Origin of the sequence: Streptomyces sp. DT2A-34, from assembly GCF_030499515.1 — a bacterium.
In the GTDB taxonomy this organism is placed as follows: domain Bacteria; phylum Actinomycetota; class Actinomycetes; order Streptomycetales; family Streptomycetaceae; genus Streptomyces.
On sequence record NZ_JASTWJ010000001.1, the window covers coordinates 6,721,906 to 6,740,200 of the forward strand.

Annotated in this window: 15 protein-coding genes and 1 pseudogene; 7 read left to right on the forward strand and 9 right to left on the reverse strand. The window is 70.8% G+C overall.

The window, feature by feature from the left end:
* Nucleotides 1-126: 126 nt before the first annotated feature.
* The 3 genes from QQM39_RS30245 (at nucleotide 127) to QQM39_RS30255 (ending at nucleotide 3,211) form a co-directional block, all read left to right on the forward strand.
* Nucleotides 127-1,581: an FGGY-family carbohydrate kinase gene (locus QQM39_RS30245; RefSeq protein WP_302000713.1), complete on the forward strand. Its 1,455-nt coding sequence runs from the start codon at nucleotides 127-129 to the stop codon at nucleotides 1,579-1,581.
* Between the two features lie 208 nt (nucleotides 1,582-1,789).
* Nucleotides 1,790-2,419: a histidine phosphatase family protein gene (locus tag QQM39_RS30250; protein WP_302000714.1), complete on the forward strand. Its 630-nt coding sequence runs from the start codon at nucleotides 1,790-1,792 to the stop codon at nucleotides 2,417-2,419.
* A gap of 12 nt (nucleotides 2,420-2,431) precedes the next feature.
* Nucleotides 2,432-3,211: an SAM-dependent methyltransferase gene (locus QQM39_RS30255; protein WP_302000715.1), complete on the forward strand. Its 780-nt coding sequence runs from the start codon at nucleotides 2,432-2,434 to the stop codon at nucleotides 3,209-3,211.
* A gap of 38 nt (nucleotides 3,212-3,249) precedes the next feature.
* On the opposite strand, the gene QQM39_RS30260 is transcribed toward QQM39_RS30255, so the two are convergent.
* The 7 genes and pseudogenes from QQM39_RS30260 to QQM39_RS30290 all read right to left on the reverse strand — a co-directional run.
* Nucleotides 3,250-5,517 (reverse strand): hypothetical protein, encoded by a 2,268-nt coding sequence (locus QQM39_RS30260; protein ID WP_302000716.1) that lies wholly within the window; start codon nucleotides 5,515-5,517, stop codon nucleotides 3,250-3,252.
* Nucleotides 5,517-5,852: a hypothetical protein gene (locus QQM39_RS30265; protein WP_302000717.1), complete on the reverse strand. Its 336-nt coding sequence runs from the start codon at nucleotides 5,850-5,852 to the stop codon at nucleotides 5,517-5,519. The genes QQM39_RS30260 and QQM39_RS30265 overlap by 1 nt, the downstream gene beginning before the upstream one ends.
* Nucleotides 5,849-7,321 (reverse strand): PrsW family glutamic-type intramembrane protease, encoded by a 1,473-nt coding sequence (locus QQM39_RS30270; RefSeq protein ID WP_302000718.1) that lies wholly within the window; start codon nucleotides 7,319-7,321, stop codon nucleotides 5,849-5,851. The genes QQM39_RS30265 and QQM39_RS30270 overlap by 4 nt, the downstream gene beginning before the upstream one ends.
* A gap of 26 nt (nucleotides 7,322-7,347) precedes the next feature.
* Nucleotides 7,348-7,809 (reverse strand): hypothetical protein, encoded by a 462-nt coding sequence (locus tag QQM39_RS30275; protein WP_302000719.1) that lies wholly within the window; start codon nucleotides 7,807-7,809, stop codon nucleotides 7,348-7,350.
* Between the two features lie 276 nt (nucleotides 7,810-8,085).
* On the reverse strand, nucleotides 8,086-8,727 hold the full coding sequence (locus tag QQM39_RS30280; protein ID WP_302000720.1) for a superoxide dismutase: 642 nt from the start codon (nucleotides 8,725-8,727) through the stop codon (nucleotides 8,086-8,088).
* Nucleotides 8,728-8,834: 107 nt separating this feature from the next.
* Nucleotides 8,835-10,244, reverse strand: coding sequence for an amino acid permease (locus QQM39_RS30285; RefSeq protein WP_302000721.1), 1,410 nt, complete (start codon nucleotides 10,242-10,244; stop codon nucleotides 8,835-8,837).
* A gap of 262 nt (nucleotides 10,245-10,506) precedes the next feature.
* Nucleotides 10,507-10,761 (reverse strand): annotated as a pseudogene (locus QQM39_RS30290) (sugar kinase); the annotation flags it as partial.
* A gap of 341 nt (nucleotides 10,762-11,102) precedes the next feature.
* Here QQM39_RS30290 and QQM39_RS30295 point away from each other — a divergent pair.
* Nucleotides 11,103-11,681 (forward strand): biotin transporter BioY, encoded by a 579-nt coding sequence (locus QQM39_RS30295; RefSeq protein ID WP_302000722.1) that lies wholly within the window; start codon nucleotides 11,103-11,105, stop codon nucleotides 11,679-11,681.
* A gap of 107 nt (nucleotides 11,682-11,788) precedes the next feature.
* On the opposite strand, the gene QQM39_RS30300 is transcribed toward QQM39_RS30295, so the two are convergent.
* On the reverse strand, nucleotides 11,789-12,514 hold the full coding sequence (locus QQM39_RS30300) for a hypothetical protein (protein ID WP_302000723.1): 726 nt from the start codon (nucleotides 12,512-12,514) through the stop codon (nucleotides 11,789-11,791).
* Nucleotides 12,515-12,769: 255 nt separating this feature from the next.
* Between QQM39_RS30300 and QQM39_RS30305 the strand changes: the two genes are divergently transcribed.
* A complete protein-coding gene (locus QQM39_RS30305; RefSeq protein ID WP_302003778.1) occupies nucleotides 12,770-14,872 on the forward strand; it encodes a serine/threonine-protein kinase in 2,103 nt (700 codons plus the stop codon).
* A 107-nt stretch (nucleotides 14,873-14,979) separates the two neighbouring features.
* Here the strand turns inward: QQM39_RS30305 and QQM39_RS30310 are convergent, their stop codons facing one another.
* Nucleotides 14,980-16,482 carry an amino acid permease gene (locus QQM39_RS30310; RefSeq protein ID WP_302000724.1) on the reverse strand — a complete coding sequence of 501 codons (1,503 nt, stop codon included), beginning with the start codon at nucleotides 16,480-16,482 and terminating at the stop codon, nucleotides 14,980-14,982.
* 217 nt (nucleotides 16,483-16,699) lie between these two features.
* Here QQM39_RS30310 and QQM39_RS30315 point away from each other — a divergent pair, with 217 nt between their 5' ends.
* Together QQM39_RS30315 and QQM39_RS30320 are read left to right on the forward strand one after the other, a co-directional pair.
* Complete coding sequence (locus QQM39_RS30315) at nucleotides 16,700-17,185, forward strand: ribose-5-phosphate isomerase (RefSeq protein WP_302000725.1); 486 nt, start codon at nucleotides 16,700-16,702, stop codon at nucleotides 17,183-17,185.
* Between the two features lie 290 nt (nucleotides 17,186-17,475).
* Nucleotides 17,476-18,285 carry an Fpg/Nei family DNA glycosylase gene (locus tag QQM39_RS30320; protein WP_302000726.1) on the forward strand — a complete coding sequence of 270 codons (810 nt, stop codon included), beginning with the start codon at nucleotides 17,476-17,478 and terminating at the stop codon, nucleotides 18,283-18,285.
* Nucleotides 18,286-18,295 lie beyond the last annotated feature (10 nt).

Below are 18,295 nucleotides of genomic sequence, written 5' to 3' on the forward strand. Positions count from 1 at the left end.
TGGGCGTCAATCCCTCGCGCAAGGGAAAATCTCAGTGCAGAGTGAGAAGTTCACGGATCGAGATGTTCGGGAGTGAGCCGGAGGGGCACACCGGAGGCGAACGACCAAAAAAGGCAGGAGGTCCGGATGGCGGACGAGCGGGAGGCGTGGCTCGGGATCGACCTGGGGACCCAGAGTGTCCGGGTCCTGCTGGTCACCGGGGACGGCACCGTCCTCGGCAGCGGCTCGGCCCCGCTCGCCGGGCGGCGGGACGGGGTGCGGCACGAGCAGGATCCGGGGGAGTGGTGGGAGGGGCTGTGCGCGGCGTCCCGGGCCGCACTCCTGGGACACGCCCGGGTACGGGTCGGGGCGCTCGCGGTGTGCGGGACGTCCGGGACCGTGCTGCTGACGGACGGGGCGGGGCGGCCGATGAGCCCCGCCCTGATGTACGACGACCGGCGCGCCGCCGAGGAGGCGGCGCGGGCGCGGGCGGCGGGGCTCGCGGTGCAGGACACCTGGGCGCTGCCGAAGGCGCTGTGGCTGACCGAGACCTACGGCCAGGGCCGGATCACCCACCAGCCGGACCTGATCGTCTCCCTCCTCACCGGCGAACTCCCCCCGGCCGACTCCAGCCACGCCCTCAAGACCGGCTACGACCTGGAGCGCGACGCCTGGCCGGCCGCGCTGCCCCGACTCGGGCTCCCCGACCGGGCGTTCCCCGACGTCGTACGCCCCGGCAGTCCCCTCGGCGAGGTCGCCCCGACGGCCGCCGAGGCCACCGGCATCCCCGCCGGCACGCCCGTCATCGCCGGGATGACCGACGGCTGCGCGGCCCAGATCGCCTCCGCCGCCCTGCGCCCCGGCTCCTGGAACTCGGTGCTCGGCACCACGCTGGTCCTCAAGGGCGCGTCCGCGACGCCGGTCCGGGACGCGACCGGCGTGGTCTACAACCACCGTGCGCCGGACGGGAGTTGGCTGCCCGGCGGCGCCTCCAGCGTGGGCGCGGGCGTGCTCACGGCGGCGTTCCCGGGCGCCGACCCGGCGGCCATGGACGCGTCGGCCGCCGCGCACGAGCCGTCCGGCGCGATCACCTACCCCCTGGTGTCCCCCGGCGAGCGCTTCCCGTTCCTCGCCCCGGACGCCTCCGCGCTCGTCCTGGGCGAACCGGAGTCCGACGCCGACCTGTGGGCCTCGCTCCTGCAAGGCGTCGCCTTCACGGAACGCCTGTGCCTGGACTACCTGCACTACCTGGGCGCCCCCCTCGACGGCCCTCTCACCTTCACGGGCGGCGCCGCCCGCAGCCCGTACTGGAACCAGCTGCGCGCCGACATCCTGGGCCGCCCGGCCCGCGTACCGCAGCAGACGGAACCGGCCCTGGGGATGGCCGCGTTGGCGGCGTACGGCGCGGGCGCGGCACCGGGTCTGCCGGAGGCCGCGGAGGCCATGGTCCGCACCGGCGTGACCGTCGAACCCCACCCCGACCGCACCGCCCGCTTCGCCGAGCCGTACGCCCGACTCCTCGACGAATTGACGACACGCGGCTGGTTGCCACCGCAGGTCGCAGCGCACGCGCGGACCCGCCTGGACGTCGAATCCGCGTAGCCTACGGGCAGCGGTCCCGCCCAGCTGCGGGCAGCCGCTCCGCCCAGCTTGGGGCAGCGGTCCCGCCCAGTTGCGGCAGCCGTCCCGCCCAGCTGCGGGCATTCGTGCCGCCTAGGGCGGCACGGGTGGGCGCAGGCGGCACCCCGCCAGCGCCGGGCTGCGCGACCCACCTCGACCTCAACCCCCACGCCGAGCCATTGGACCGCCCATGACCCCAGCCACGACCCTCCTCCTCACCCGCCACGGCCAAACCATCTGGCACGCCGAGAACCGCTACGCCGGCATCAGCGACATCCCCCTCACAGACACCGGCCGCGCCCAGTCCGAGGCCCTCGGCCGCTGGGCCGCCGCCCACCCGGTCGACGCGATCTGGACCTCCCCCCTCTCCCGCGCCGTGGCCACCGCCGACCCCGCCTGCCGGGCCCTCGGCCTCACCCCGCACCGCGAACCCGGCCTGCGCGAATGCGACTTCGGCGTACTGGAGGGCCGTACGCTCGCGGAGTTCGCGGCCGAGGACCCGGTGGCCGCGGAGGCCTTCCGCACCGACCCGGTGGCCCACCCGTTCCCGAAGGCGGAGAACCCGGCCACCGCCGCGGACCGCGGTGCCGCCGCCCTGCGCCGCATCGCCGCCGCCCACCCCGGCGAACGCGTCCTCGTCGTCGCCCACAACACCCTGTTCCGCCTGGTGCTGTGCACCCTGCTGTCGATCCCGGCCGGGGAGTACCGCAGAGTGTTCCCGCGGCTGCGCAACGCGGCGATCAGTGAACTCCTCGTGAGAACCGACGGATCCGCCGCACTTCTCTCCCTCAATGTGCCCTGCGAGCCGGACCTTCCGTAGCACCATGGGCCCATGACGGAGATCGACACCTCGGTACCGCACTCGGCCCGCATCTGGAACCACTGGCTGGGCGGCAGCGACAACTACCCGGTGGACAAGGCGGCCGGCGACGCCTACACCGCCGTCTTCCCCGGCATCGTCACCATCGCCCGCAGCAGCCGCGCCTTCCTGGGCCGCAGCATCCGGTACCTGGTCACGGAGGCGGGCGTACGCCAGTTCCTCGACGTCGGCGCCGGGCTCCCGACCGCCGACAACACCCACGAGGTCGCCCAGCGCCTCGCTCCCGAGTCGAGGACCGTCTACGTCGACAACGACCCCCTGGTCTCGGCCCACGCCCGCGCCTTGCTGACGTCGACCCCTCAGGGCGCGACGGCGTACGAGGACCTGAGCCTCTACGAGCCGGACAAGATCCTCGAGGCGGCGTCCCGGACCCTCGACCTCACCCGCCCCACGGCCCTGATCCTCAGCGGCATCCTCGGCCACGTCGCCGACCACGACCAGGCCCGCGACCTCGTCCGCCGCCTCCTGGCCGGCCTCCCCTCCGGCAGCCACCTCTCCCTCAACGAGGGCTCCCGAGGCACCGACCCGGCCTACGAACAGGCCCAGGACGCCTACAACGAGACCGGCGCCGTCCCGTACTTCCTCCGCCCCGTCGACCAGATCGCGGCCTTCTTCGAGGGCCTGGACCTGGTGGCTCCCGGCATCGTCTCCGTCCCGCTGTGGCACCCGGAGCCGGGCGAGGAGGCCGCCCGGCCGATCGGGCAGCATGGCGGACTCGGCCGCAAGCCCTGACCGAGTTCCCGGCCGACCGACGAGGAGAGCCCCCTGCCTCACCGCCTTCGTCCGCCAACGGCGGCCCGGCGCAGGGGACTTGCCTGGGAGCCGGTGTTCAGGCGGTGCCGGCGCCACCACAGCAGGGCGAGCAGCGGGACGAGCAGTGCGGGCAGCAGACGCAGCGCCCACGTGCCCAGGGACACGGGCTCCTCGGGAGGGGCCAGCCCTGCCGCCTGGCGCGGGGTCGGTGAGCCGAGCCAGACGGTCTCGTCCCCGTCGGCGGCCGACGGCGCGTTCAGGGAACGGTCGACGCGCTCGGAGAGCCCGGCGAAGTCCGCCGTGAAACGCTCGTCGGCGACTTCCTTGACCGGGATGTCGGTGAGGTCGACGCCGCCATAGACGTAGCTGCGTACATAGGTGGTGTCACCGCTGGTGGTCCTGTCGGTGATCTTGAACTCGCCCTTGGTGTACGAGTCGACGTACCGGTCGAAGGTGTCCGTGGGCTGCCAGCCGTCGGCGGTCCGCCAGGCGTCGATGTCGCCGCTGTCGATGAGGTCGCCGTACGTCGTCTTCTTGGTCAGGCTCAGGTCGCGGTACCACTCGGCGGCGACCCGGGCGAGATACACGCGGCGCAGCGCGGCGTACTCGGGGGCGGTGTTGATGGCCTCCTTGAGCTCGGGGAGGATCAGGCGGCGGAAGTGCGCCTCGTTGTGGTCCTCGGTGGCCTGGTCCTGCTCGGGGCACGAGGGCGCGGACGACACCCCGTTGTCCTTCAGGTACTGGGTCTCCATCTGGACGTCGAGTGGCGCGTCGAGGATGTAGAGCCTGTCCCCGTCCTGGTGGACCGACGCGGGCGCCGGCAGGATCCAGTTGCGGAACGACATGCAGTCGCCCCGGACCCCCTCCCAGAACTTCCGGCCGAGCGCGCTGTGGGGATGGATGAGCTTGCCGACGGTCTTCTTCATCCGCAGATCGGCCTCCAGCAGCACCCGTCCGGCGTCCGTACGCCCCAGCCGGTCGTCGACGATGCGGTCCGGCTCGTCGGGGTTCAGGTTGACCCAGAAGTCCTGGGGGGTGAGGGAGAGCCAGACGAAGAAGGCGTCGGAGCTCTGGGACACGGCCCCGCGTCCGGTGGCGGTGCGGGCGTCTCCCTTCAGCGGTTCGAAGTCGGCGCTGAACGAGTACTGCAGGCCGCTTCCGTCGCCGGGGTCCGAGAGGTAGCGCAGCTCCATGCTGGAGAAGTCGATGCCGCCGGTGCCCATACCGGGGGAGGCGAGCACGCTGCCCAGGCCGGTGGCGGAGCCGGCGGAGGCCTTGGCGGCGGCGGAGTCCTCTGCCTCGTCGCAAGGCCCGGCGGCCTTGGCCGCCGCCGCGAGCACCGTCGTCTGCCGAAGGCGCAGGGACTGGCTGCCCTGGTGCGGGCAGGTCCGGGCGACGGAGAAGGCGGGGGGCTCGTCGCCCAGCTCCACCAGATGCTTTTTCTGCACCTCGTCGAGGTCGGTGACCAGTTTGTCCAGGGCCGTGCCGTTGCGTAGCTTCCGCAGCCGCTCGTACTTGCGTTTCACCTTCTTCTCCGCCTTGAGCTCCGCCTCGGGGCCCAGCTGCGCGACGGCCTTGCGTGCCTGGGTGATGTCCTTCGCCCGCTGTGCCCACTCCCGGACGCTGAGGTCGTACGCGCGCCCGTAGGCCGTCGGTGTCTCCGGGGCGTACAAGCGGGCGCACCTCGAGCACTGCTGCCGTTCGGAGCTGCCGAGGAGCACCACCCCTCCACCGATGTGGTACTTGTCCAGCACCCGTTGGAGGACGGCCTCGGAATGCTTCGACTTCTGGATGTTCAACGCGCTGACCGTGAGGAGGCGGCTCACGTCCGCCTGGTCCAGCCGCCGCACGGCCCCGGGCTTCAGATAGTCCCGCAGCGGATCGAGCGGCACGATCGATGCCGTCCATGCTTCGCTGCCCATGGAGCTGAAGGTGGTCGTCTCGTACAGGAGCGGCTTGATCTGGTCGTCGTAGTCCAGCTTCGTCGGGTCCAGGAAGACGGCCGCGCCGTTGCGGTACCGGTCGAACGCCAGGTCCTTGTCCGCTTTGGGCAGCCTGCGCCAGAGCTCGAAGCGCAGTTGCTCGACGGGTTCGAGCGGCGGGGCCAGCAGCGGGTTCTCCCACGTCTTGGAGAGGTCGCGCCCCTGTGCCGCCCCGGGCGGCCGCTCGCCGTCGGCCGTTGCGGGAGGCGTCGCGCCCAGCGACACCAGCAGCGCCAGAAGCAGCGCCGTCAGCCCTCGCGCCCAGGGGTGCGCGAACCGTGTGTGCCGGGTGCGCGACTCCATCACCGTCCGCCTTCCGGTGCCGTCGGCTCGACGGCCGTGTCCTGCGCGTTCTGGCTGAACACCTCGTCGATCACCGTCAGATCGGCGTCCGTGCCGCCCCGCGACCGGGACAGCGCCGACGCGAGCCACACCCCGGCGGCCAGGAGCAGCAGCGCCCACACCCCGGCCGACGCACCGCCGGCGACCGCCTCGGGGCACTCGCCGACGTGGAGGGGCAGGCCGCCGTGGTACGTGGGGGCCGCGCACTCCGCCGAGGCGGGCGCGGGGGTGCCGAGGACGAGCGTCGCGGTGGCGGTGGCCAGGGCGGACAGCCGTGCGATGCGGGGGCCGGTCATGACAGTGCCTCCCGGGCGGGCAGCGAAGGTGTCTGCGAGGTCGTGGGGGCGCCCTTCAACTCCAGTACGCGGTCCCGCAGTCGCCCCTCCGGCGGGATGAAGGAGTCGGCACCGGGACGTGCGCGGTGCCGGCGCTGGACGGCGAGATCGAGCTGCGCCTGTTGGAACCGCAGGAGATGACGCAGCCCCGCTGTGCCGTCCCGGCGCCATACGCGCAGTTCCAGCAGGAGGCGACGGCGCGGCGAGAGCAGCAGGTCGATCTCCGGTTCGGTGACCGCGCCGTGGCCGGAGGCGGCCTCGGCGCGCAGCGCGTCGGCCAGCCCCGCCGCCTGGGCCTTGAGCCCGCGCCGCAGGAGCAGCACGTACAGCGCCACGAACAGCCCCGAGGTGATGGCCGTCATCACCGGGATCCCGACGAGCAGACCGAGGGTCTCGTCGCCGTACCAGTCCGCCCTGTGGTTGTCGAGATGCATCAGCATCACGTCCGTCTCGAAGTGCCCGCCCACGGCGGCCAGGAGTCCGCCTCCGACGGCGAGCAGCCGGTCCCGGCGCGCCGGCAGCCAGCGGGCCGCGCCGATCCCGGCGCCCGCGAGCGCGGTGAACGCCACGTGGGCCGCCATCAGCCCGACCACCTGCCGGTCCCAGAACTGGGTGAAGTGGTGCTCGGGGTTGACGAAGCCCAGGTAGTGGACCGTCTCGGTGAGGTTGAACCCGAGTCCGACGGCCGCGCCGAGGACCACTCCGGAGACCACGCCGTCGATGTGGCGCCTGAAGAGCAGGAAGAGGACGGCGACCCCGGCCGCCTTGCCCAGCTCCGTCACGACGGCCGTGTTGAGCGGAAACAGGGTGTAGAGCTCGCGGACGCTGTCCTGGGGGCGGTCCCAGTAGCGGGACATGAAGTAGCCGGGCATGGTCCGCTGGAACCAGGTGATCATGACGAGGCCGAACCCGCCGCCGATGAGCGCCCCCCACCCGAAGCCGGTCAGCAGCAGCCATCCCGGCATCCGCCGGTAGAGCTGCACCCGGTGGACGAGGAGCAGCGCCGCCAGGGTGGTGGGCAGGCAGAGCAGCAGCTGGGGCAGGTTGCCGAACGCGGTGGCGAGCGGCATCGCCGTGAACGGCAGCAGCAGGGCACCGAGGATGCCGAACTGGCAGACGCGCACGGTCCGTTCCGCCATGGAGCGTGCCCCGGGGCCCGCCTCCGGGGCGCTGCCGCGCCGGGTGAGCAGCAGGCCGAGGCCGATCACGCCCGCGACACCCCAGCCGATCGGGAGCAGGACCCGTGTCACCTGGAAGGGCTTCGGCGCGGGCAGCAGGAAGAACTTGATCCAGGGCGAGCGCGAGGTGAGTTCGGGCGCGGTCCAGAAGAGGATCTGGCCGACCGCGTACACCGCGGACAGCACCAGCGCCACGACGATGGCGCTCGCCATGCCGTTTCGGGGCACGCGCGCGGGCGGCCTGTCGGGCATGGGCGGAAGGGCACCTGCTGCCGCGGTCATGAGGCACCTCCGGCCGGGGAGAGGTCGGGCAGGCTGGGGAAGTCCGAGGGCAGCCCCGGCCGGTCGGTGGAGAAGTCGGTGGGGAGAGCGGTCGGGAAATCGGTGGGCAGGTCGGTGGGGAAGCCGGTGGGGAAGTCGCTCGGCAGCGACGTCGGCCTCGTGTAGTCGGTCGGGAGGTCGGAGGGAAGCTCGGTGGGGAACGCGGTGAGGATCCCGCTCGGCAGGGAGGTCTGCCCCGGCGTCGGCATGCTCGGCATGGTCTCCGGCAGCCGGAAGATCGGATCGGTGGTGAGGCCGACGATCGCGGCGGCCGCGGCGGCGGCGATCCCGATCCCGCCGATCGCGGCCATCAGCCGCACATAGGGGCGGGGTCCGAGTTCCGCCTCGCCGGGCGGGCCCGCTTGCGCCTCTGCCGGTGGTTCGGTGACCGGCCCGGGTTCGTTCGTGTCGAATGTCATGGCCCTCCCCCGTGAGGCGGCACGAACGGCCGCCCAGCGCAACGGACTTGACGTGACAGCACCAGTATGGCCAGCGGCCTGCCCGACTGGGCCTGTCCATGCCACATACGGTTGCCCGATGGCATGAAATTGTGATGAACCCACCCGAGGCCGAGGCGGGAGACACGGGAAGCCCCCGCGAGTCACGTCCTCGCGGGGGCTTCCTTCTTTCCGCCTGCCGTCGTGAAGGGTGAGAAGACGATCACGAGGCAGGACGACTGATACGGCCGCTCGCCGTCACGGCGCCAGCAGCAGGACGTCCGTACGGGACTTGGCGGCCTCGTAACGCCGGGCCACGTCCTGCCAGTTGACGACGGCCCACATCGCCTCGATGAAGTCGACCTTCTGGTTCTTGTACTGGAGGTAGAAGGCGTGCTCCCAGGCGTCGAACACGAGAATCGGCGTGGCGCCCTGGCCGACGTTCCCCTGGTGGTCGTAGACCTGCTCGACGATCAGCCGCCCGCTCAGCGGCTCGTACGCCAGCACACCCCAGCCCGAACCCTGCGTGGTCGCGGCCGCCTTGGACAGCTGCGCCTTGAAGCCCGCGAAGGACCCGAAGGACTCGGCGATGGCGTCCGCCAGCTCACCCACCCCGTCGGCGGCGAGCGGCTCACCGCCTCCCTCGCCGGTCATATTGCACCAGTAGATGCTGTGCAGGATGTGCCCGGACAGATGGAAGGCCAGGTTCTTCTCCAGGCCGTTGACCGACCCCCACTGCTCCTTGTCCCGCGCCTGGGCGAGCTGCTCCAACGTGTCATTGGCGCCCTTCACATAGGCCGCGTGGTGCTTGTCGTGGTGCAGCTCGATGATCTCGGGGCTGATCACGGGGGCGAGCGCGGAGTAGTCGTAGGGCAGTTCCGGGAGTGTGTAGACGGGCATGAAGGGTCCCCTCAGATCCTTATTGCAAGTAGCTTGCAACAACAAGCTAACAGCAAAAAGCCCCCGTGTGGATCACACGGGGGCTTCGGCGCCGCAGGAGGGGGCTGTCAGCCCTTGGCCCGCGCCCGCTGCCACGCGTACCCGACCACCGCCAGGAACGCCGTCATCCCCCCGGTCGAGTACAACTGAACCCGCGTCCCCGGCTCCCGAGCCATCAGCACGAAGATCGCCGTCATCCCCGCCAGCGCGACCCACGTCAGCACCGGGAACGCCCACATCCGCACGACCAGCTTCTCCGGCGTCTCACGCTCAAGGCGGCTGCGCAGCCGCAGCTGGGAGACGGCGATGAAGATCCACACGACGAGGATGACCGCGCCGATCATGTTCAGCAGCCAGGGGAAGACGTCGTCCGGCCGCCAGTAGCTCAGCACCACGCACACGAAGCCGAACACCGAGGACGCGAGGACGGCGATCCGCGGGACGCCGCCCGACACGCGGCCCAGCGCCGCGGGTCCCTGCCCGCGCTGGACGAGGGAGTACGCGATGCGCGAGGAGCCGTAGATGTTGGCGTTCATGGCGCTCAGCAGGGCGACCAGGACCACGACGTTCATCAGCTGGCCGGCGCCGGGGATGTCCAGGTGGTCGAGGGTGGCGACGTACGGGCCCTTGTCGACGATCTCCTTGGAGTTCCAGGGGACGAGGGTGACGACGACCGCCATCGAGCCGATGTAGAAGAGGGCGATGCGCCACATGGCCGTGCGGACGGCGCTCGCCACGCCGCTGACCGGGTTCTCCGACTCGGCGGCGGCGATGGTGACCGTCTCCATGCCGCCGTAGGCGAAGACCGAGGCGAGCAGGCCGATGATCAGGCCCTCGCTGCCGTGCGGGAAGAAGCCGCCCTCACCCGTGAGGTGCGCGGTGCCCGGCGCGTCCGTGCCCGGCAGGACGCCCGCGATGGCCAGCCCGCCCAGCACCAGGAACAGCGCGATCGCGCCGACCTTCAGCGCGGCGAACCAGAACTCGAACTCGCCGAAGTTCTTCACGGCGGCCAGGTTCGCGCCGCAGAAGACGACCATGAACAGCGCCACCCACGCCCACTCGGGCGTGTGCGGCAGCCAGGTCGTGACGATCTTCGCGGCGCCGATGCCCTCCAGGCCGACGGCCGTGCACAGCAGCACCCAGAAGGACCAGCCGGCCGTGAAGCCCGCCCACGGGCCGATCGCCCGCTCGGCGTGCGCCGAGAAGGAGCCCGACGACGGGTACGCGGCCGACATTTCGCCGAGCATCCGCATCACCAGCATCACGAGGAGGCCGGAGAGGACGTAGGCGATGACGATCGAAGGGCCGGCGGCGGCGATACCGGCACCGGAGCCCACGAACAGGCCGGCGCCGATGACACCGCCGAGGGCGATCATCGACAGGTGGCGCTGCTTGAGGCCGTGGTTCAGTCCGGGGGATCCGGGGTTGACGTCGTCCGCCTTCGGGGGCGTCTGCGTCTCCGGGGAGGTGCTGGGCATGGGCGCGGCTCGTCCAATGCGTGAGATGGGCAAAAACGCCCACAGTCTGGGCAACCTCTCCGCCCAGAAGGAGAGGCTGCCCACTATGCGGACACTCGCCGCACTGTGCGTGAGGTGACGGTCACGCGGCGACGGGTGTGGCGACCGGGTGGAGCTCCGGCTCCCGCACCAGCGACCGAGCAAGCGCCGCCCGCTGTGCCTCGCCGCCGGACAGCTCACTCGGCCAGGCCCCCTCACGGCCCTAGGCCCACCTCGGCGAGCACCCCACACCACCCGACTGCCGAGGCGCGGCGGCCTCACGGATGAGTCCGAATTCGGTGAAGCGGGCGCAGTAGTCGGTCACCGAGGCCGGTGACAGCCCGGTCAGGCGGGCGATGGTGCTGCGCGCGACCGGCCCGTGTTCGAGCACGGGCCGCAGGATGGCGCTGGTCCGGCGCCGGTCGCGGTCGGCGACACGGGGTATCGGGGATGAAGGAGATGAAGGGGGCGAAAGGGTGGGCGCCGCGGTACGGGGCATGGGGAACTTCCTCGGGAGCCGGTCCGACACCGCGCCGTCGGAAACGGGCGAGTCGCGACCGGAACCACCGGAGTCCGACTCACCCTAGGAAAGGTGAATCCGACCAGACCACTAGGATTCGTTTGGAGAGATCCAACAGTCCGGTCGGCAGCTCGTGAAGTGAGGGAAACGTCCCTGCCTCAGTGACCGGTATCACGCCGTACCCGGTGTAACCGGCAGCCTTTGTGCGGAGCCCACCAAGCCTTCGCTCCACCCTTTGTCGAGCGCCGACGGAGATCGGTGTGAGCTCCCCGGGTTAGCGTCACGGTGTCCCAACCTGCCCACTCACCCGCGGAGTCCCCATGAGCACCGCTGCCGCCACCGCCCGTCCCGGAATGGTCCTCGCCGACCTGATCCCCGCCTCCCGCGTCCGGGACGCTGCCCTCGTTCTCGGCGGTGCCGCGTTCACCGGCCTCGCGGCCCAGATCTCCGTGCCCGTGCCCGGCTCCCCGGTGCCGGTGACCGGCCAGACCCTCGCGGTGCTGCTGGTGGGCACCGCCCTCGGCGCCGGCCGCGGCTTCCTCTCCCTCGCGCTGTACGCGCTGGCGGGCATCGCGGGCGTGCCGTGGTTCGCGGGCGGCACCTCCGGCGCCGCGGCCCCGTCGTTCGGCTACATCCTCGGCATGATCCTCGCCGCCACCGTCGTCGGCGCCCTGGCCCGCCGCGGCGCCGACCGCACCGCGCTGCGCACCGCGGGCGCGATGCTGCTGGGCGAGGCGATCATCTACGCCATCGGCGTCCCGTACCTGGCCCTCGCCACCGGCATGTCGGCCACCGCCGCGATCGCGGCCGGCCTCACCCCGTTCCTGATCGGCGACGCCGTCAAGGCGGCCCTGGCGATGGGCGCGCTGCCCGCCACCTGGAAGCTGATCAACCGCTGACGCCGTAGTTCATGTGACGCCGTAGTTCTGGCGCAAGAGGCTCGCCGGGTCGCACCTGCGACTTCAGTCCGGCGAGCCTCTTGCGCGTGTCGGGGCCCGGATACGGCTCAGTTCACCTCTCGCCTCGGCCGCCGCAGCTGAGACCACCACAGCCCGGCCGCCCCCGCCGCGATCAGCGTCGCGCCGGCCGCGCCGAGCGGCAGGACGTCCCGGGCGAGTCCGGTCTTGGGCAGCTCGTCGGCGCCCGGTGCGACCGGCTTGTTGTCGGTGCCGAGGAGCAGCGGGGTGGCCGGGGCGTCGGGCGACGGGTTCGTCGTACCGAACGGCACCGGGCCCTGCTGCCAGTACGTCTTCTTGCCGTCACCGGTCTGGACGGGAAGGCAGATCTTCCCGGCCTTGCTCAGGTCGTACGTCGCCTCGACGGCGTACGACTTCGACTCACCGGCCGGAAGATTGTCGATGGCGCAATTGAAACCGCTGTTCGAGCCCTCCGGAAGACCGCTCTTTTCGATCGCCGAACAGCCCTCGACATTCTTGACCGTCAGGCCGTCGAAACCGACGACCAAAAGCCTGATCTTTCCGCTGTCCCTGGTCCCTTCGTTCTTCACCGTGGCGGTGATGTCGGTGCCTTGCGAACTGTTGTCCACCGAGATTTTTTCGGGCAGCAGAGTGGTCAGTTCGACCCCTGCCGGCGCCTCGTCGATGACCTTTCCCCCCTTGTTGCTTCCAGGTCCCTGGTCGTCCGCGCCGGCAGTGAAGGAAAGGATCATCACTGCCGAGAAAGATGTCGCGACCAGCGATCCCGCGATGGCCGTCGTGCGACGAGAACTCATGTTCGTCCCCCTTGCCTGCGCCTGAATTCGCAGTACTTGAAGAGCTACCACAAGATTTCTCCGCACTATGCTGGTACGGCGTGAAGTGTGACCATTGTGTTTCAGTCGGGGATGTCTGAGGCGCGGCAGAGGGGGTGCAGCAGATTGCCGGGGAATGCGGGTGACGCGGGCGCTGCGGGAAATACGGGAAGCGCGGAAAACACGGAAAACACGGGAAACACGGGAAGCACGAGGAGCGGTGGGCTTCCCGGTCTACTGGTGACGGGGCGCTATTGCCTGGTCGAGAGTATCGGCCAGGGAGGAATGGGGCGCGTGTGGCGAGCGGTCGACGAAGTACTCGATCGTCTGGTCGCCGTGAAGGAAATGCGCATCGACGGCCTCGACCCGGAGGACACACGCACGCGCCGGGAACGCACCCTGCGCGAGGCGAGGGCGACGGCGAGGATCGACCACCCCAACGTCGTACGGGTCTACGACGTGGTCGACGAGGGCGAACGCCTGTGGATCGTCATGGAGTTGGTGGCCGGCCGCTCCCTGGAACGCATCATGGCGGAGGAGGGCCCGCTGGGCCCGTGCGCGGCGGCCCGGATCGGCCTGGGTCTGGTGGCGGCACTGCGCCAGGTCCACGCCCGAGGTGTGCTCCACCGGGACATCAAGCCGGGCAACGTCCTGGTGGAGTCGGAAGCGGTGAGCGGGCGGGGCCGGGTGGTCCTGACCGACTTCGGCATCGCCGCGATCCAGGACGCGAAGGCCCTCACCATGGTCGGCATGCTGGTCGGGTCCCCCGACTACATGGCCCCCGAACGCATCTCCGGCCGCCCCCAGGGCTCACCGTCCGACGTCTGGTCCCTGGGCGCCACCCTGAGCGCGGCCCTCGCCGGCCGCTCCCCCTTCTCCAGGGAAACGACCCTGGCAACCCTGCACGCGGTCCTGTACGAGGAGCCCGAACTCCCGCCGATGGCAGGCCCGTTGCGGGGCATCCTCGCCGCCCTCCTGGAGAAGGAACCGTCGATCCGCCCCGGCCTGGACGACCTGGAGACGGCACTGCAGCCGGTGGCGTTTCCGGCGCCTACGCCGACGATGCCGGTGGTCGGGGGAGGGGTGCCTGCGGCTGCTGCGGGGCGCTCGGGTACGGAGCCTGCGGGTTCTGCGGGTGGTACGGCGCCCGAGCCGGAGGCAACGGCCGCTTCCGTGCCGGAGGTTGGGCAGGTGGGTGGGCTCGTGGCTGCCCAAGGGGCCGAACACGCGCCTGGGCCCGAGCCCGAGCCTGAACCCGTGCCTGAGGCCGAGTCCGAAGCCATACGTCGACCAGAACCCGCAAATCGCCCCCAGCCTGCACCCGAGCCCCCACCCGACCCCCGTCGGCCGGAAGCCGTACACGACGCGATACCGCCACAGCCCCCGACTCGGCTCCCTGGCACCCGACGGGATGACCCACCGGCCCCACCTGCCCCACCAGCCCCACCTGCCCCACCCCCTTCCCCACAGACCCCCCGCTTCCCCAACGCCTCCACCGAACTCGCCTCCGAGGCCCGTTCGGAGGTGCGCTCACCGACCCCGACCGTCAATCCCACGGGCGCCGCACCCCGCCGTGCCGGCGTCTCCCTGTCCCGCGCCGAAGCGATGACCGAGCGACGGCCGGCCATGGAACCGGAACTCGTGCCCGACGCCGCGAGGTCGTCCCAGGCCATGCCACCCGGCGAGCTACCCGGCCCCGCAGCCCCGGCCCGACCCCGACCCCGATCCTGGCGCGGACGCCGCCGCACGGCCCTCATCGCCACCGTCGGAATCGCCGCCGCGGGCGCTGCCGTGGCGATCGTCCTGGCGGCCAACTCCGGTTCGCCCAAGGACAATCAGGCGGGGTCCTCCTCACCCTCGACATCCTCCCCGGGCGGCACCCCGTCCTCCACGGTCGAAGGCACGTCGAGGCCGCAGAGCCTGCCGCCCGGAGCGCGCCGGGAGGCGGGCGGGTTCGCGTGGGTGACACCCGAGGGCTGGCGGCGGGACGTCAAGACGGGGTCGGAGGTGCACTACACCTCCCCCGACGCCAAACAGGAACTCGCCGGCAAGTCGTCCCTGGCCCGCGACGACTTGATGGACTCCTGGAGCAAGTCGGAGGAGAACGCACAGCAGGGCCAGTACCGCAAGATCCGCCTGGAACGGACGACGTTCCGCGGACACCCGGCGGTCGTCTGGGAGTACACCTTCACCCTGCAGGGCGCCCCTTGGCACGCCCTGCTGCTGGGCTTCACCGTGGACGGCAAGTCGTACCAGATCAACACGTGGTACCAGCCGGACATCGAGTCGCAGGCCCTCAGAACCTACGAGAAAGTGAGGGACAGTTTCACGGTGCTGTGACAGCACATGGGCCAGGACATGGGTCGGGACATGGGCCAGGACATGGGTCGGGCCCTGAGACGAGCGCACCCACGCACCCACCTCAGGGCCCAAAAGGCCACGACGCCTCAGCTGGTCTTGACCTCATCGCGCGCCGCATCCGAGGCAGGCGCTCCGGCGGTCGTCCCGGCAGCCGTCCCGTCAGCCGCCCCGGCAACCGCCGCGTGCCCGCCGCCGACCCGCTGCTTCACGAAGGCGATGACCAGCACGACCGCCGCCACCAGCAGCGACAACAGCACGGTCGAGCGCCCGTCGTGCTCGGTGTCGGTCAGCATGTAGCCGAGCACGAACACGATCAACGCGGCGGTGGCCCAGGTCAGATACGGGTACAGCCACATCTTCACGACCAGCTTCTCCGGCGCCTCGGCCTGGATGATCTTCCGCATGCGCAGCTGCGAGAAGCAGATCACCAGCCAGACGAACAGCGCGACCGCACCGGAGGAGTTGACCAGGAAGAGGAAGACGGAGTCCGGGAACTTGTAGTTGAAGAAGACGGCCACGAAGCCGAACACGACGGAGACGAGGATCGCCGTCCGCGGCACGCCGTTGCCGGTCGTGCGGGCGAAGGACTTCGGCGCGTCCCCGCGCTGGCCGAGCGAGAAGGCCATGCGGGAGGCGGTGTAGAGGCCGGAGTTGAGACAGGACAGCACCGAGGTCAGCACGATGAAGTTCATGATCTGACCGGCGTGCGGGATGCCGAGGGAGTCGAGCGCGGCGACGTACGAGCCGTCCTTGGCGATGGACTTGCTGTTCCAGGGCAGCAGGGCGACCACGACGAGGATCGAGCCGAGGTAGAAGACGGCGACCCGCCAGATGATGCTGTTGGTGGCCTTGGTGACGGCACGCTGCGGGTTCTCGGACTCACCGGCGGCGAGGGTGGCGATCTCGCTGCCCATGAAGGAGAAGACGACGAGCAGCACACCCGTGAGGATCGCGCCGGCACCGTTGGGCAGGAAGCCGCCGTGGTCGGTGAGGTTGCTCAGCCCGGCCTGGTCGCTGTCGACGCCCGGCAGCAGCCCGAAGACGGCCAGTCCGCCGACGACGATGAACGCGGCGATGGCGACGACCTTGATGCCCGCGAACCAGAACTCGAACTCGCCGTACGACCCGACGGAGACGAGGTTGGTGGCGGTCAGCACCACCATCACTATGAGCGCCCAGCCCCACTGCGGAACGGACGGTATCCAGCCCTCCAGGATCTCCGCACCGGCGGTCGCCTCGACCGCCAGCACGACCACCCAGAAGAACCAGTACAGCCAGCCGATGGAGAAACCGGCCCAGGGCCCGAGCGCCCGGTCGGCGTGCGCGGAGAACGACCCGGACGTCGGGTTGGCCGCGGACATCTCACCGAGCATCCGCATCACCAGCACCACGAGCGTGCCGACGAGGGCGTAGGAGAGGAGGATGCCGGGTCCCGCGGTGGCGATACCGGTTTTGGACCCGACGAAGAGTCCGGCGCCGATGACGCCACCGATGGCGATCATGGACAGATGGCGGTTCTTGAGCCCGGCCTGTAGGCCGTGGCCGCCGGCGGCCGGTCCGGCCGTCTTCTGTGTCGGCTGCGAAGTCATGGAACGGATTTCCTTTGAGCCGTGGGGAGCGGTTCTCGTACGAGCGGTGGTGGAGCGGCGTACGAATCGGACCAGTGAATCCGAGGAGAACGAATTCGGGAACCTTTGATTCGTGATTGTTACTTGAGGTTTTCTTGAGCTTCCATGGCGTGCATCACAATAAACACGCCCGACACCCGGCGCTGCTGCCCCGAAACACCCGTGTCACACTCGTTCCATGCGCGTGTATCTCGGCTCGGACCATGCGGGCTTCGAACTCAAGAACCACCTCGTCGACTGGCTCAAGGCGGCGGGCCACGACCCGGTCGACTGCGGCCCCCACATCTACGACGCCCAGGACGACTACCCGCCCTTCTGCCTCCGCGCGGCGGAGAAGACGGCCGCGGACCCCGACTCCCTCGGCATCGTGATCGGCGGCTCGGGCAACGGCGAGCAGATCGCCGCGAACAAGGTGAAGGGCGTCCGCGCGGCGCTGGCCTGGAGCGAGGAGACGGCGTCGCTGGGCCGCCAGCACAACAACGCGAACGTCGTCGCGGTGGGTGCGCGCATGCACACGCTGGACGAGGCGACCAAGTTCGTGGAGACGTTCCTCAGCACCCCGTACTCCGGTGACGAGCGCCATACCCGCCGCATCAACATGTTGGCCACCTACGAGACGACTGGCGACCTCCCCCCGATCCCCCCGCACCACCCCCAGCAGTAGCGGCGATCACCACCGAAGCTCCCTCCCGCCCCCTGGAGGCTTGGGCCCGGCCCACCCCTCGGGGCTCGAGGCGCGAACGGTCACTGCCCAGCGCCGGCCCGCGTCATTCAGCCCGTCCGGCGTTTGAGGACGAGGCCCGTTCAGGGCCGAAGCGGGGGTCTGGGGGCCGCAGGCTCCCAGGGGGCGGGGTCGAAGGGGCAGCGCCCCTGGAGGATGGGACGGGTAGGGGCGGCGGGGGCGAGACCCTTGGTCCACAGCCCCACCCACCCGCAGACGAACAAGGAGTCCCCGTGCCCGAGGGCCACACCATCCACCGCCTGGCCCAGGACTACGCGACCGCATTCCTCGGCACGACCCCCCACGTCACCAGCCCCCAGGGCAAGTTCTCAGACGCCGCAGAACTCCTGACCGGCTCAGAACTCACCCACACCGAGGCCCACGGCAAACACCTCTTCCTCGGCTTCCGAGACGCCGACTGGATCCACATCCACCTCGGCCTCTTCGGCAAGGTCAATTTCGGCGCCACCCCCGCACCCCCACCCACGGACACGGTCCGCCTACGCCTCGCGAACAGCACCGCCTACGTAGACCTCCGCGGCCCCACCACCTGCGCCCTGATCACCCCCACCGAGAAGCAGGCGATACACGACCGCCTCGGCCCCGACCCCCTCCGAGGCGACGCCGACCCGCACCTGGCCTACCGGCGGATCTCCCGCAGCCGCACCACCATCGCCGCCCTCCTCATGGACCAGAAGGTCATCGGGGGCGTCGGCAACGTCTACCGCGCCGAGGTCCTCTTCCGCCACCGCATCGACCCGTACCGCGCCGGCAAGGACATCACCCCCACCCAGTGGGACGCGATCTGGACCGACCTCGTCGAGCTCATGCACGAGGGCGTCCGCAACAACCGCATCGACACCGTCCGCCCGGAGCACACCCCGGAGGCGATGGGCCGCCCACCGCGCGTCGACGACCACGGCGGCGAGGTCTACGTCTACCGCAGGGCCAACCTGCCCTGCCACATCTGTGGCGGCGAGGTCCGCACCGCCGACCTCGCCGCCCGCAACCTCTTCTGGTGCCCGGCCTGCCAGACCCCGTAGGGAAGCCGCC

Bases quoted from the DNA above. Each gene is read 5' to 3' on its own strand.
- QQM39_RS30315 (WP_302000725.1), top strand. From the start codon at position 16,700: ATGCGCGTGTATCTCGGCTCGGACCATGCGGGCTTCGAACTCAAGAAC.
- QQM39_RS30285 (WP_302000721.1), bottom strand. From the start codon at position 10,244: ATGCCCAGCACCTCCCCGGAGACGCAGACGCCCCCGAAGGCGGACGAC.
- QQM39_RS30255 (WP_302000715.1), top strand. From the start codon at position 2,432: ATGACGGAGATCGACACCTCGGTACCGCACTCGGCCCGCATCTGGAAC.
- QQM39_RS30265 (WP_302000717.1), bottom strand. From the start codon at position 5,852: ATGACCGGCCCCCGCATCGCACGGCTGTCCGCCCTGGCCACCGCCACC.
- QQM39_RS30250 (WP_302000714.1), top strand. From the start codon at position 1,790: ATGACCCCAGCCACGACCCTCCTCCTCACCCGCCACGGCCAAACCATC.
- QQM39_RS30260 (WP_302000716.1), bottom strand. From the start codon at position 5,517: ATGGAGTCGCGCACCCGGCACACACGGTTCGCGCACCCCTGGGCGCGA.
- QQM39_RS30280 (WP_302000720.1), bottom strand. From the start codon at position 8,727: ATGCCCGTCTACACACTCCCGGAACTGCCCTACGACTACTCCGCGCTC.
- QQM39_RS30295 (WP_302000722.1), top strand. From the start codon at position 11,103: ATGAGCACCGCTGCCGCCACCGCCCGTCCCGGAATGGTCCTCGCCGAC.
- QQM39_RS30270 (WP_302000718.1), bottom strand. From the start codon at position 7,321: ATGCCCGACAGGCCGCCCGCGCGCGTGCCCCGAAACGGCATGGCGAGC.
- QQM39_RS30275 (WP_302000719.1), bottom strand. From the start codon at position 7,809: ATGACATTCGACACGAACGAACCCGGGCCGGTCACCGAACCACCGGCA.
- QQM39_RS30245 (WP_302000713.1), top strand. From the start codon at position 127: ATGGCGGACGAGCGGGAGGCGTGGCTCGGGATCGACCTGGGGACCCAG.
- QQM39_RS30300 (WP_302000723.1), bottom strand. From the start codon at position 12,514: ATGAGTTCTCGTCGCACGACGGCCATCGCGGGATCGCTGGTCGCGACA.
- QQM39_RS30310 (WP_302000724.1), bottom strand. From the start codon at position 16,482: ATGACTTCGCAGCCGACACAGAAGACGGCCGGACCGGCCGCCGGCGGC.